Source organism: Paenibacillus sp. GM2 (assembly GCF_900069005.2).
GTDB lineage: Bacteria > Bacillota > Bacilli > Paenibacillales > Paenibacillaceae > Fontibacillus.
Window position 1 is genome coordinate 2,216,516 of the sequence record NZ_LN831279.1, and the last position, 14,334, is coordinate 2,230,849.

The 14,334-nt window shown below is 48.5% G+C and carries 15 protein-coding genes; 3 read left to right on the plus strand and 12 right to left on the minus strand.

The window, feature by feature from the left end:
• Positions 1 to 212: 212 nt before the first annotated feature.
• From lexA to BN1360_RS26490, 3 genes are all read left to right on the plus strand, one after another.
• Entirely contained in the window at positions 213 to 836 is a 624-nt protein-coding gene (gene lexA, locus BN1360_RS19725; RefSeq protein ID WP_068781579.1) for a transcriptional repressor LexA, read from the plus strand.
• Positions 837 to 1,225: 389 nt separating this feature from the next.
• Entirely contained in the window at positions 1,226 to 1,435 is a 210-nt protein-coding gene (locus BN1360_RS19730) for a DUF2642 domain-containing protein (protein ID WP_324254319.1), read from the plus strand.
• 537 nt (positions 1,436 to 1,972) lie between these two features.
• Positions 1,973 to 2,152, plus strand: a complete 180-nt coding sequence (locus BN1360_RS26490; protein WP_476445258.1) for a DUF6199 family natural product biosynthesis protein — start codon at positions 1,973 to 1,975, stop codon at positions 2,150 to 2,152.
• A gap of 291 nt (positions 2,153 to 2,443) precedes the next feature.
• Here the strand turns inward: BN1360_RS26490 and BN1360_RS26270 are convergent, their stop codons facing one another.
• From BN1360_RS26270 to BN1360_RS19785, 12 genes are all read right to left on the minus strand, one after another.
• Positions 2,444 to 2,569, minus strand: coding sequence for a hypothetical protein (locus BN1360_RS26270; protein ID WP_267490894.1), 126 nt, complete (start codon positions 2,567 to 2,569; stop codon positions 2,444 to 2,446).
• Between the two features lie 264 nt (positions 2,570 to 2,833).
• Entirely contained in the window at positions 2,834 to 4,162 is a 1,329-nt protein-coding gene (gene glnA, locus BN1360_RS19735) for a type I glutamate--ammonia ligase (RefSeq protein ID WP_068781580.1), read from the minus strand.
• A gap of 18 nt (positions 4,163 to 4,180) precedes the next feature.
• Positions 4,181 to 4,594, minus strand: coding sequence for a MerR family transcriptional regulator (locus BN1360_RS19740; protein ID WP_068781581.1), 414 nt, complete (start codon positions 4,592 to 4,594; stop codon positions 4,181 to 4,183).
• Positions 4,595 to 4,687: 93 nt separating this feature from the next.
• Entirely contained in the window at positions 4,688 to 5,941 is a 1,254-nt protein-coding gene (locus BN1360_RS19745; protein WP_068781582.1) for a methionine gamma-lyase family protein, read from the minus strand.
• A 303-nt stretch (positions 5,942 to 6,244) separates the two neighbouring features.
• Complete coding sequence (locus BN1360_RS19750; protein ID WP_068781583.1) at positions 6,245 to 7,219, minus strand: AAA family ATPase; 975 nt, start codon at positions 7,217 to 7,219, stop codon at positions 6,245 to 6,247.
• Between the two features lie 247 nt (positions 7,220 to 7,466).
• On the minus strand, positions 7,467 to 8,141 hold the full coding sequence (locus BN1360_RS19755) for a YdcF family protein (RefSeq protein WP_068781584.1): 675 nt from the start codon (positions 8,139 to 8,141) through the stop codon (positions 7,467 to 7,469).
• 2 nt (positions 8,142 to 8,143) lie between these two features.
• Positions 8,144 to 8,704 (minus strand): ribonuclease FAU-1 family protein, encoded by a 561-nt coding sequence (locus BN1360_RS19760; protein WP_068781585.1) that lies wholly within the window; start codon positions 8,702 to 8,704, stop codon positions 8,144 to 8,146.
• A 210-nt stretch (positions 8,705 to 8,914) separates the two neighbouring features.
• Entirely contained in the window at positions 8,915 to 11,497 is a 2,583-nt protein-coding gene (locus BN1360_RS19765) for a PBP1A family penicillin-binding protein (RefSeq protein ID WP_082790142.1), read from the minus strand.
• A 177-nt stretch (positions 11,498 to 11,674) separates the two neighbouring features.
• The gene (hfq, locus tag BN1360_RS19770) at positions 11,675 to 11,914 is read right to left on the minus strand and encodes an RNA chaperone Hfq (RefSeq protein ID WP_068781586.1); all 240 of its coding nucleotides are present in this window, start codon (positions 11,912 to 11,914) and stop codon (positions 11,675 to 11,677) included.
• A gap of 24 nt (positions 11,915 to 11,938) precedes the next feature.
• Positions 11,939 to 12,910: a tRNA (adenosine(37)-N6)-dimethylallyltransferase MiaA gene (miaA, locus tag BN1360_RS19775; protein ID WP_068781587.1), complete on the minus strand. Its 972-nt coding sequence runs from the start codon at positions 12,908 to 12,910 to the stop codon at positions 11,939 to 11,941.
• Positions 12,903 to 13,682 carry a class I SAM-dependent methyltransferase gene (locus BN1360_RS19780; protein WP_068781588.1) on the minus strand — a complete coding sequence of 260 codons (780 nt, stop codon included), beginning with the start codon at positions 13,680 to 13,682 and terminating at the stop codon, positions 12,903 to 12,905. Before BN1360_RS19780 ends, miaA begins: the two co-directional genes overlap by 8 nt.
• 17 nt (positions 13,683 to 13,699) lie before the next feature.
• The coding region (locus tag BN1360_RS19785; RefSeq protein WP_476445254.1) for a DNA mismatch repair MutL family protein at positions 13,700 to 14,334 on the minus strand (635 nt) is incomplete at its 5' end.

Sequence of the window (14,334 nt, forward strand, 5' to 3'; positions counted from 1 at the left end):
TTATTACTGAAATTAATATAACACGAACATTTGTTTGATTCAATACTTTTTCGAACATTCGTTCTCTATTTTTTTTGCAGCATTTTACGGCTTCTATTCGGCAGATAGTTATAAAACGGGATTAAAAACGCATATGTTAGAACTTATGTTTGTACGAACGGCAGTTCTATGTTATAATTTTTCCAAACGTTACTAAGTGGAGTTGATTGGTTATGTCTAAGGTGTCCAGCCGCCAGCAAGCAATCTTGGAATTTATTCGCAGCGAAGTACGAACGAAAGGATATCCGCCCTCCGTCCGTGAAATTGGAGAAGCCGTTGGACTAGCCTCCAGCTCTACGGTACACGGACATCTGGATCGTCTGGAGAAGAAAGGATTCATTCGACGCGACCCTACCAAACCGAGAGCTATTGAGCTGCTTGGCGAGGAATCCGAAAGCGCCGGCCTGTTCGCCCATTCGGTGGCACGCGTTCCTGTCGTCGGCAAAGTAACAGCAGGCGTGCCGATCACGGCAACCGAGAATATAGAGGATTACTTTCCGCTGCCTAATCATTATGCGAACGATGGCGAGATTTTCATGTTATCCGTTGTCGGCGAGAGCATGATTGAAGCCGGAATTCATAATGGCGATTATGTTATCGTAAGACAACAGCAGACCGCGAATAACGGCGATATCGTCGTAGCGATGACTGAGGAAGATGAAGCAACGGTCAAGACCTTCTACAAGGAAAAGGATCATATCCGTCTTCAACCGGAGAATTCGACCATGGAGCCCCTGCGTTTGAAGCATGTAAGCATCCTCGGCAAAGTCATCGGCCTCTTCCGGGATTTTCATTAATCTTCATGTAATACAATGGATTGTGCCTGTCTGAACAAATCCCCATCGAGCGGGAAAATAGAAGCGATCCGTCAAAATTGACAGCAAGCGCCTAGTATCAACGGTTTATGCTGCAACGATGACATAAGGCATCCCATCAGGGATGCCTTTTTATGTTGTCATTTTTTACGATTCGTCTTTTAACGCAAAGTCCGCTTCTAACTCGTTGAATAAATTTTATTTTGTAACTGGGCCGCTGCCCAGTTGCTTTATAGGCATGAGCATAGAATGGCCTATAAATTAAATTGGGAGGTAATTTTTTGAGCAATTATCCTATGATGTACCAAATGCCCACAATGGCTAATATGTCTAATATGCCCAATACATCTAACATGCCCTATAAGCATCACATGCCTCAATCTCTCGTTGTTCACCCTGTAGATCATTGCGTCGTCGAGTGTTTGATGTCACTTAAGGGGAATGTTGTCGTTCTTGAAACTACCCGCGGCAGACTTGACGGATGCCTCATCGATGTCAAACCAGACCATGTCGTGCTTGAAGAAAGACATAAGAAGTTTATTGTTCGCATTTGCGAAATTGTTTGGATTATGCCTGATTAATAGAACATAAGGGGGATCTCCCCCTCCTATCCTCACCTTCTAGCATGTGAGTCTGACCCAAATGCTTCAAAAGGTCAGCAAATCAGAATACAACTCCGTCCTTGAGCTTCCCTGCGGGAAGTTCTAAGGACATTATTTATGTTCCGGGACAGGCTAAAGGTATTCAATACACCATACCAGTTCCTTGTTGCCTCCGCCTACTTGACCCTCTTCTTTATTATGCTATCGTATTTATTGTAAGACACTGGAAATCACATAATCCCCAAATAAGTAGTATCCGTGAGAGGCATTAAGCCGATCTGGTTCGTTCTTACTCATTTATACATGATTCAACCAAATTTTTTTAGCTCTGAAGGACATATTGCCGGGGATTATACGTAGGACGAGAGTCAGAGATGTTGTTCGCAAGAGCGATTGGGGATGACCCTAAATTCCCCCAAAAATCAAATGGAACCGTTTGGTTTACTTAAACTTATGATTCGCTAATAAGAGCTAATAAGGAGTGATCATATATTTTACTTTAGCCTATTATTAGGTATCGTCGCGACTGCCGTAGGCATATATGCCATTAAAAATCCGTATTCTTGGTGGTTTAAAAGAATCGGGGATGACAGGGATCCCAGTGAAGCAAGGATTTTATATGTAAAGTTTGCAGGAAAAGCAGTTATCATGTTGGGCGTAATAATTATCATTTTAGGCGTGCAGCATCTTTCTTGATGTAACTATATACTACTACGCGATATGGGGTAAGAAACGTGGAATTTCTAGTTTTTGCTTCCAGTCTGACTGCACTGATTTTTTCAATCGTGGCTTTTGTGCGTACAATCAAGCGAAGGTAACTAAATATTATCTTACATTCAATATCCGCCGCGGTCCTTTCTAAAGCAAGTTGTATCAGAAAATAAATAAGCTCCGCCGGCATAAAGCCAGCGGAGCTATTGACCCGGTGTCATCGGATTTCGATTGCGCTACAAATGACACCGTAGTCACGCAACTAAAATGAATCAATTAAATAAAGAAGGCCCTTGTAATGATGACAAGCAGAATGAAGAGCACCAAAATTGCTGCTGTTGATGTAAACAGTCCTCCTCCGAATCCACCGCCGCAAGCTACACCGCCAACGACTTCACCCATGTGTGCTTACCTCCTTGTTTTAAAGTACACCCTATCCTATTCAACTTTTGATAAACAGTTTGGACATATTCACCTATTTTCCGTCTATATAGTACATACTTGTACCATTTAGGATGGGCAACAGTTATCGGCTTGTAGTTAGGTCAGGCATTTGTTGGGCACTTTGTTGGATAACTGTCGGGCACTTTGTGAATCCAGCCTTGCAGCTTATATTTCGCCCAACTATAAAATCCCCCACGCCATACGGCGCAAGGGATTCCTCGATTAGTACAAAGTCATATATTGGTCGCGTTCCCATTGGTGGACTTGCATGCGGAACATATCCCATTCGATGGCTTTCAATTCATAGAAGTGGGTCATCGCATGATCGCCAAGCGCTTCAGCCATGATGTCGCTGCGCACCAATTCACCAATCGCTTCCTTGAGGTCTACTGGCAAGCTTGGAATACCTTCTTCGATCCGCTCTTCATCAGACATCACATAGATGTTACGATCAACCGGTTGAACAAGCGGCAGCTTTCTCTTGATGCCATCCAGACCCGCCTTAAGCATTACAGCAAGGGCAAGGTATGGGTTAGCAGCCGGGTCAGGGTTGCGGACCTCAACGCGAGTACTAATCCCGCGGGAAGCCGGAATACGAATCATCGGGCTGCGGTTGCTGGAGGACCAGGCTACATAACATGGTGCTTCATAACCGGGCACGAGACGTTTATAAGAGTTCACAGTTGGATTAGTTACAGCGGCAAAAGCGCGCGCATGGGTCAAAATACCGGCCATGTAATGGCGAGCGTCCTGGCTCAGGCCAAGCTCATCCTTCTCATCATAGAAAGCATTTGTCTTCCCCTTGAACAGGGATTGGTGACAATGCATTCCGGAACCACTCACGCCATACAGCGGCTTCGGCATAAATGTAGCATGCAAGCCATGCTGACGAGCGATCGTCTTAACAACCAATTTGAAGGTTTGAATTTGGTCAGCAGCTTTAATGGCCTTCGCATATTTGAAGTCAATTTCGTGTTGGCCAGGAGCTACCTCATGGTGGGATGCTTCGATTTCAAAGCCCATTTCTTCAAGCGTTAGCACGATCTCACGGCGGCAGTTCTCACCAAGGTCCGTCGGTGCAAGGTCGAAATACCCCCCTTGGTCATTCAACTCCATAGTGGGGTTGCCCTTCTCATCCGTCTTGAACAGGAAGAATTCTGGCTCAGGGCCGACATTCATTGAAGTATAGCCCAGCTCTTCGGCTTCCTTCAGCACACGCTTCAGGATATTGCGCGGGTCACCGGCGAATGGCGTACCATCAGGCATGTACACATCGCAGATTAAGCGGGCAATCCGATCCTCGCTAATCCAAGGAAAGATAACCCAGGTTTCCAAATCCGGAACCAGATACATGTCAGATTCTTCGATCCGCACATAACCTTCAATGGATGAACCGTCGAACATCATCTTGTTGTCCAGCGCTTTCTCCAACTGGCTTACCGGAATTTCTACGTTCTTAATCGTTCCGAGCAAATCTGTAAATTGCAGACGGATAAAGCGGACATTCTCTTCTTTGGCGATTCGCAGAATATCTTCCTTGGTGTAACTCACGCTAACATCTCCCAACAGTTATTTTAATTTAAAATAGCGGGATAATTCCCCCTGGATTAATGAAACCTGACCAGGACGTTGCTTCGTGAACAATTCCTGCTTCAGCATGCGATAGAGCTCAGAAGTCGGTATTTCCTTGCGTTTTTCTTCAGTGTCCCGCGTCATTACAGTTGCTTCTTCAGATTCGCCATTAGCCGGAGCAATCACCTGCTTAATACCAGCAATATTAACTCCCTTATCAATCAAGGCTTTAATCTCGAGCAGACGTTCCACATCATTAAAGGAAAACAGACGTTGGTTCCCGGATGTGCGCGCGGGTACAATCAACTCATGCTGTTCGTAATAACGAATTTGCCGAGCTGTTAAATCCGTAAGCTTCATCACGATACCAATCGGAAACAAGGCCATATTTCTGCGAATTTCGTCACTCATCGCTCTCAACCTTCCAGTTTAATTATCATAAATTAATGATATGTAAGTTATTCTGACATGTCAATAGTGGTGTCAGGTTTACTCACAAGAATTTTATAGCAGATGACGATCCTTCATCGTCTGCAATGCGGTCAACAGACCGAACTTAACGTGGGAGTAGGTAAGTCCGCCCTGCATATAAGCGATATAAGGTTCACGAATCGGCGCATCCGCGGATAACTCGAGACTTCCCCCTTGAATAAACGTTCCCGCTGCCATAATAACCGGATGTTCATACCCCGGCATATCCCATGGCTCAGGCACAACATGTCCGTCAACGGCTGCTGCCCGCTGAATGCCTTGAACAAAAGCGATCAGATGCTCCGAGCTGCTGAAGGAGATCGCCTGGATCAGATCCGTACGCGGATCATTCCAGCGTGGCTTACTATCAAAGCCGACTCTCTCGAATAAGGCTGCAGCCAGAATACTTCCCTTAACGGCTTGTCCTACGATTGTTGGAGCCAGGAACAAGCCCTGGTAGATCCCCCGAGTCGTACCCAGCATGGCACCAACTTCTCCGCCGATGCCCGGCGCAGTCAAACGATTCGCCGCCAGCTCCACCAGTTCAGCTCGTCCGCAAATATATCCGCCGGTCTCGGCCAGCCCACCGCCGGGATTTTTGATCAGTGAGCCTGCCATCAAATCGACTCCTACTTCTGTTGGCTCCTGCTCCTCGGTAAATTCTCCATAGCAGTTATCGACAAAAACGATACAGCTTGGGGACAATGACTTCACGCGCTTTACCATCTCGCCAATTTGCTCTACGGTGAAGGAATCTCGCCAATCATATCCACGCGAGCGCTGGATACCGATCACCTTTGTCTGGGGCGTTATTTTCTCGGCCACCATATCCCAATCGACCATGCCGTCAGCCCGCAATGCCACATCGTCATACACGATTCCAAAATCCTGCAAAGAACCCGTTCCATCCCCAGGCTTGCCGATCACCTTATGCAGCGTATCATAAGGCTTGCCTGTAATATAGAGCAGCCCATCCCCGGGACGCAGCACGCCAAAAAGCGCTGTAGAAATAGTATGCGTACCGGAAGCAAAATGCGGTCGAACCAGCGCCGCCTCTGCGCCAAACACATCTGCATAGACAAGGTCAAGCACTTCGCGCCCCCGGTCGTTATAAGCATAGCCGGTCGAACCTGCGAAATGAAAATCGCTCACATGATGCTTCTGAAAAGCTTCGATCACTTTGAACTGATTTTTGTCCACAATACGATCCATTACACGGAACTGCTGTTCAGCTTGACGTTCCGCCTCTTCCATCCTGGTTACTATGTCTTCTGAAAATACCGCCATCCAACTTTTCTCTCCCTTATTCCCTCACATTCTCGCTGCACATCATTTGAAAAGCTGAACCTTATGGTACTGTCGGCCAACCGCTCCGGCAAAAATGCGGAACGGCCGTCCAACCGCGTCAACCACAGGTTCAACTTCTCGTCACAAGATCCAGGTCAACCAATTCCAGACAAAAAAAGCTATATCCTAAACAAACAAGATTGTACTGGAACTTTGCCTCCCCCTGGAGATATCTAACTTCTATGTTTAAAATAACTCATTCGGTTTGAAGGAAACAGCTGCATAAATAAATGCTCAAGCAAATTACTTATCAAGCTTCAAGTCCTCGGTGCGAATCGTCATTAGCTCCAATTTACCGGGCGAGCCGCCGCTATATTGATTCAGAATGCGCACGGCCTGATGCCGAATCGAACGCTCAATGACATTGCGGACATGTCTGGCATTGCTGAACACATGCTCGCCTTCCAGCTTCTCCCGCAGCAGATGCTGTTTCAATTTAACAATCGCCTGCGGCATCAAAATATAGTCGCGTTCCTTGGCCATACCTTCCGCGATCTGAATCAACTGATCGATCGTGTAGTCCGGAAACTCCATTACAATCGGGAAGCGCGAAGGCAATCCCGGATTGGTGTCCAGAAAGAAATCCATCTCGTCGCAATACCCCGCAAGGATCAAAATGAACTGGTTCTTCGAATCTTCCATCGCTTTAACCAATGTATCAATAGCTTCCTTGCCAAAATCCTTCTCACCGCCGCGTGCCAAACTATAGGCTTCATCCACAAACAAAATGCCGCCCATCGCCTTCTTGACCAAATCGCGAGTCTTCTGGGCCGTATGCCCGATATATTCTCCTACCAGGTCTGCCCGTTCGACCTCGATCAGATGGCCTTTGCTAAGCACACCCATTTTCTGAAAAAATTTAGCCACTAATCGGGCGACGGTCGTCTTGCCGGTTCCCGGATTGCCTTTGAAGACCATATGGAACACCTGCGCCCCGGACAGCAGTCCAGCTTCTGAGCGCATTGAGGCGATTTGCAGGAGCGCAAATATCTCATACATCAATTCTTTAATATGATCCAACCCCACCAGTCCGTCCAATTCCTTCTGCAGATCTGTAAACAGACTATTCTGCGGCATAACCTTGGCAGTTGGATGAGCTTCACTGTCCGGAACGCTCTGCGAGACAACCGGCGGCTCCGAGTTGCGCAGAACAATATTGATTTGTCTTGAAGGCCTCTCCTCGGGAGGGCCACTTCTGGCCATTACTCGCCCTGACATAGCGTAGATCACCTCTTTATAGGGTAGGGGCTTACACATTTTTGAGGTTGTTTAAAAAGTCCCCTTTGATCACGAAGCAGCACTCGAAGCTTGAATTCATCCGAGCCTTCTTTTGCTTACGTACAAACTTCATACGCTCCGCTCCTCAGTCGCTAGCTTCACCCAACCTTCTCGGTGCTGAAAGTCTGACTTTTTAAACACGCACTTTAAATGTATTCTCTTTCCCCGTCCGATATTAGAAGTTTTGTCATTTCCAGCCAATAGCGAGCAATACAGAATCTATCTTCCATTTCGTATAAGCCAAAATTTCACGCAAGATGGTAGGAACACGCTTAAGCACATGCGTCTCTGTAAGCGATAGCTTGGGGTTGGAATAATCCAGCGCTTTCGCAATCTCATAAGAACGGTTGCCGTGAAAAGTGTGGGTAATAATCACCGCCGAGGTTAACCCCTGCTCCTCCATAATCTCCTTGCTGAATTTTAAATTCTCATAGGTGCTGGTCGCTTTGTTCTCAAGCAGGATCGCTTCCTTCGGAATACCGTGCTGCTCGAGATAGATCGCCATTCCTTCCGCTTCTGTGTAACGGTAGTCCGGCTTGTCCAGCCCACCCGTCAGTATGAACGTGTGGAAGCGGCCGGCCTTGTAAGCAGCGATCCCTTGCTCAAGCCGCTCCTGCAGTCCCGGACTGGGCTGATCGCCCCACATCGCTGCACCAAGTATAATACCTACATCTGCAGGCTCCGAAGCGGCAGTCGTCGCAGCCGTATTCCTGTATACACTGCCGATCTGAGCCAATGCATAAACCGACCATAAAATGCCGATAAGAATGCATGTCAACCCCATGCGCAGAACCCAGACGAATTTGCGTTTGCCCCTTCTTCTGTTCCCGACATACGGCGAGCTTGTGCGGTATCGAGCCATCATTAACCTCCAGGATTGCTAGAATCAGATTGAACGTAGCCGGTCCGGTAATGCTCAAGCGACATCGCAAAATAAGGGAACGCTTGATTCTTAATCAGTTTCATCACATCGCGGGCCGTCTCCTTCGCCAAATCATAGTCTCTAACGCTGATAAGGCCGCGGCTCAGTGCATCATCCAACTCATCTTCATCCAGCAAGAACACCTCGCCGTTCTTCAGAACAACAATATCCAGGTACAAATCATCAAACCACGGGACACCCTGATCCGTAACACCCTGGGTTTTACATACGTCGATATACCATTCCACAATGCTTCCACGGTCATCAAACATCGCAGTTACTACATAGTGGGCTCCTTTAGGATAGTATTGAAGCCAGGTGTAACCCTTATCGGCAATGCGAAAGGTATGACCTCCATACGTCTTCCAAAGAGGATCCCGCAGGGCATTAATGCCATAAAACGTGGCATAACCTGTAAATGTGTCACCTTCAACATACTTCGATTTGAACTGGCGCTGGGTCACGCGGCGCCAGTTCGCACGATCTCCGAATTTTCGCTTCATGTTCAAAACCTCTCTGGCACAATGTACTTTCAGCTTACCACATTTGAGGGGTTCACTCAAAAACGAATCTGCAAAAACCGCAAAAAAAATACGCAAAAGAACCCCGATGCTTTTGTAAGAACATCAGGGTTCTATCGCAATCCTATTTCTAACCTTTTCACATCTCGGTGTATCTATATCTTTGGGAATATCCTTGAGACCCGAGGCGGTCTACATTCCACCGGTACCGCTGTCCTGAACGCCAGTACTGTTGCCGGATTGGTCGGTACCTGTACCTGGCGGATTGGTGCTGGAATCACCTGGGGTAGTCCCCGTAGATTCACTTCCATCGTTGCCCCCATTGCCGGGCTCAGTCCCGCTACCGTTTCCTGGTCCTGTTCCTTCACCGCCAGGAGGCTGTGTGCCGCCATTGCCGGACTCCCCCGTTCCCCCACCATTAGGTGGAGGCGTTATTTCACCGTTGCCGCCTTCACCAGGATTTGGTGTATTACCGCCATCTGGAGGCGGAATAATTTCGCCCTCTCCACCGTTATCTTCAGCAGGAACCGAGACCTGAGCGATGTTCGACGGCTGACTCTCGGCGTCGCTCGACGGATCGTAGACCGTTACATAATACTCATAATCGGTTCCTGGCGTCACAGTCAGGTCTTCGGCTGACGTGGTGACTACATCCATATAGCGCACAAATTCCGATGCCGCAGCCTCTCTCTTGTAGATGCGATAGTTCACACCAGGCTGATCCACACCCGTCCAGTTCAGGGTAACGGTTCCTGTTCCTTCATCGTAGGAACCGTTCAAATCGCCAGGTGCTGTAACTTGAACTTCTTCCTGCGGCGGCTCCGGAGTTTTCTCCAGGCTGGAAGGAACAGGGAAGTCCTTCACTGGAACACCTTTGAGCGCTTCCTTCATGATCGTCGCGAACAAGGACGCGGCTTGACCACTGCTGCCGTTGAGCAGGTGGTCCTTATCCGGTTTGTCATAACCCTCCCAAATTGCAGCTGTCCATTCCGGGGTGTAACCAACAAACCAGACGTCACGGTTCTTGCTGCTCTTCAGACCTGGAATACCATGCTGCGTCGTTCCTGTCTTACCGGCCAGCGGACGATCGATTTTAGCACGTCGGCCCGTCCCATCGTTAACAACATTCTGCAGCATCTGCGTCATGTAATAAGCGGTGGTCTCGCTAAATACCCGCTTTGACTTCGGCGGATTGTAAGTGAACAGATCCTTGCCGCCATGATCCTTAATCAGCTTGATGGAATAAGGTGCGTTATACTCCCCGCCATTCGCATACACGCTGAAGGCTCCAGCCATTTCCATGGTATTCGTACCATACGTAAGACCGCCGAGCGCAATCGCCAGGTTGGTGTCATTCTTATCCATCTTGATGCCCATTTCCTCGGCGTACTTCACACCTGTCTTAACTCCAACCTGATTTAATAACCATACGGCCGGGATATTCTCGGACTTGGTCAACGCCGTGGTCATATCGATCGTCTTGGAATAACCATGCAAGTTGCGCGGGCAATAGTCGCCGAAGCACTGCTTCTCATTGCTGATCTGCGAGTTCACATTAAACTTGCCGGACTCCAGCGCAGGACCATAGGACACGATCGGTTTGAAGGCTGAACCAGGCTGTCTGCGGCTTTCAATGCGACTGAAGCCTTTGCGCTGATAGTCGCGTCCGCCCAGCATAGCAATTAAGCTGCCATTTTGATGGTTCATAATAACGATCGAGGCCTGGACCTGCTGATCATCCTTGCTTTTCTCAAAGAAATCATCGTTGTCGAATGCTTTTTCAACCGCTTTTTGCGCCTGAGCATCCATCGTTGTATAAATTTTGTATCCACCGCGGTTCAGATCGTCTTCTGTCAGCCCGTACTTCTCCTCGGCTTCCTTAATGACATAATCCTTGAAAGCCAGATAGCTCTCGTTTTTCACCGGCGGAACATAATCATAATCCACAGCCTTTGCTTCATCGCGTTCTTCGGCCGAAATATAACCTTGCTCGAACATCAGATCAAGCACGACACCCCGGCGCTGCTTGGACAGTTCCGGATTGGCTACCGGATTGTACTTGGACGGGCCTTTCGGAATCGCCGCCAAGGAGGCAATCTGCCACAGCTTCAAATCTTCCAGATTGCTGACTCCGAAATAACGTTGTGACGCAGCCTTGATTCCATACGCTTTCTGACCGAAGAAAATCCGGTTCAAATAGAGTGTAATAATCTCATCCTTCGTCTTATGGTTCTCCAATGCCATGGCAATGGACATTTCGGTTGCTTTACGGAAGAAGGTTTTGTCGCGGCTCAAGAACATGTTCTTGGCCAGCTGTTGCGTAATCGTACTGCCCCCTTCAACGAGTGAACGGGCCATGACGTCCTTCACAGCAGCGCGTCCGATGGACCATAGGTCAACGCCTTTATGTTCATAAAAACGTCTATCTTCTGTAGCAACGAATGCTTTTTTCACAAGATCAGGGATTTTATCGGAGTCTACAGGCTCGCTGCGGTCCACCGACAATTCGCCCATCATATTTCCATTGCGATCATATACCTTCGAAGTTTCATAAATAAACAGCTTATCCTCATTTTCGCTCAGAATTCTCTCACCGTTGACGGTAATATAGAGATATCCCGCAATCGCGCATATAATGGCAATCGCTACAGTGAAAAATAACGTCCACATAATCCGTCTTGCCGTAAGTTTTCTCTTTTTTGTTCCTTTCGGCTTGGCCGGCTTGTGACTCGGGTTGCTGCTCCTTTCCAGTCTGGAAGGTCTCTTAGTAGACATTTTTCTCTGACTCCCTTCATACCAGTCTCACTTGACAGCAAAATCGACAGATGATTGTTTTTCTCTAATGACCAGTATTCTTAGTCGGAAAGAAAAGAACAACCTTTGATCAGGTTGCTCCACTCTTAGTCCTATACCTTTAAACGTACTGAAGGTCAAAAAGTTTCAAACTCCAAATTATACCTCTCCCGCAGACTCCTGCATCAGGGATACATTGCGCTGTGGCTGGAAGGTAGAAATCGCATGCTTGTACACCATTTGCTGGCGTCCATCGCTGTCAATGACAATCGTAAAATTATCAAAGGCTTTGATCGTTCCGCGAATTTGGAAGCCGTTCGTCAAAAATACGGTTACGGGTATACTCTCTTTGCGAAGCTGGTTCAAAAATGTATCTTGGATGTTGATGGATTTGTTCATTCGTCGTACCCCCAATAGGATCAATTAGTATTTAGATTTATATTCAAGATTTAACTGAAACTTTCCTGCTATTATAGCACGTACAGCCTCTAAATTCCCGGAAAAATTTTTATGATCGGTCACATCCACCCAGGATATGTCCTTCATATGCCGAAACCAGGAGAGCTGTCTCTTCGCGAATCGTCTCGTATCCCGCTTCAGCTTGGTCACAGCATCCTCCAAGGGAACCCCATCTTCCAAGTGCTCGAGGATTTCCTTGTAACCCAAACCCTGCATAGAAATAAGGTTTCGGGTGAAGCCTTGGCCAAGCAAGCTTCTGACCTCATCTACAAGTCCGGCTTCCATCATCTCATCGATTCGCTGCTCAATACGGTTATAAAGCATTTGACGGTCCATTGTCAAACCGATGATGCATAAGTTGTATGGAGACTGCTTATTCTGTGACTCCAACTGCGAGGATAAAGTTGTCCCGCTAAGATGATATATTTCCAAAGCCCGGATTACCCGGCGCACATCATTAGGATGCAGTTTCTCTGCAGATTTGGGATCGACAGCTGCTAATCTGGCGTGCAGCGTTTCGTTCCCTTCCTCATCTGCTATACATTGCATCTGCGAGCGGAATTCTTCGTCGGCGCCTGTATCTGTGAATTGATACTCATAACAGACAGATTCCACATACAGGCCCGTTCCTCCGACAATGAACGGCAGCTTGCCCCGCTCCCCAATCGCGGGAATCAGTTGCCGGCAGCTATCCTGAAACTGCGCTACCGAGAACGGTTCATCCGGATTGAGCACATCGATCAGATGGTGGGGGATTCCTTCCATTTCAGAAGGCTGTATTTTGGCGGTACCGATATCCATACCACGATAAACTTGCATGGAATCACCGGATATAATCTCACAGGAGAAGGCCTTGGCAATCTCAATGCTCAGCTTCGTCTTGCCGACTGCTGTCGGGCCGACCAGTACAAGCAAGTTCGGTCTGTCGTTAATCATCAAGTGAAATCACTCCGTAGACAATTTTGGTATGAGCGCGCCGGGCCTCCCGGAAGCCAAGTCTTGCAAACTCTTCGCTCCCCATCTTTTCTTTCAGCACAACGCTTCTGCGGGCAACCCGGCAGGCTTCCTTGACCGCCTCCTGACTTAACCCTTCATTGTTGGCAAAAGTACGAAGCGGGGAGATCGCTGCCGATTCCATAATCGGATGGCGGAACATAGGATCGAAATAGACGACATCCGCACTCTTGTCCGGCATCCCCCGAAGCGCCTGCAAGTGATGGACATGCCTGGTCTCGATCCGCCGCAGCGCCGCGTTATAGTCAGCCACGCTCGACTCATAATACGCAAGACCTTCCGTTAGGAGCGCCCAGAGAGGTAAGGAATCTTCCAGGGCGAGAACTCGCCCGGAAGGCCCCGCGCCCAGAGAGAACACCGAAGAATCAGCGCCCAGACCAGCCGTGCAATCAATAATTGTATCGCCCGGGCGTACGCCAGCCGCTTCGAGCATCGCATCCGGCTCGCCGCGAAGCAGGCGCTTCCCCCGGACGAAAGCCATGCTGGGATGGAAGGAGAGCGGCTCCGCCCCTGTCCGATGCAGTCTTGCACCACCTGCCAGAATAACGAGAATATCGTCATCTCCGTAGCGCTCGGCCAATTTGGTCAGTGACATCCGATTTCGCGGAACAAATCTGGCCCCTGATTGCTTGGAGAGGGCCATCGCACGCTGCACCGACTCCTCAGCGCTATGTTCACCTGTTGTTATAATCAAAACATGAATTCCTCCGTTCACATAACCCGCTTGAACAACTTCTCCAGATCATAATTCGAGAATGAAATAATGATCGGCCGTCCGTGCGGACAAGTATAAGGCTGCTTGCAGGCGGCAAGCCGCTGCAATAAAGTATCTGCCTCTTCTGCCGTAATCTTCTGATTCGCCTTAATCGACGCCTTGCAGGATACTAAGGTGGACGATTTCTCCCGCAGCTTGGAGAGGTCGATCGCACGTTCGCTAAGCACCCATTCCGCCATCTCCTCGATGATCGAAGCTTCTTCCCCGCCCGGGAACCAGTACGGGTGTGACACGACGCGGAAGGTTCCCCCGCCAAAGTGCTCTAGGATCACCCCGACCTTTTCGAACCAGGATAATCTCTCCTTCAGCTTTTCACTGTCAGATGGCGTAAATTCAAGGGTAATCGGCAGCAGCAGCTCTTGGGAAGCATCCGCTGGATGCCCGAATTTCTCATAGTAATATTCGTAATTGACACGCTCGTGTGCGGCATGTTGATCGATCAAGTACAGGCCTTCCTGATTTTGTGCAATCAGGTAAGTGCCATGATGCTGACCGATCAGCTCCAGCTCCGGGAAGGCCGGCAATTCCGGCGCCTCCTGCGGAGCGCCGTATAGTGCCTGCGGCGCCGCGG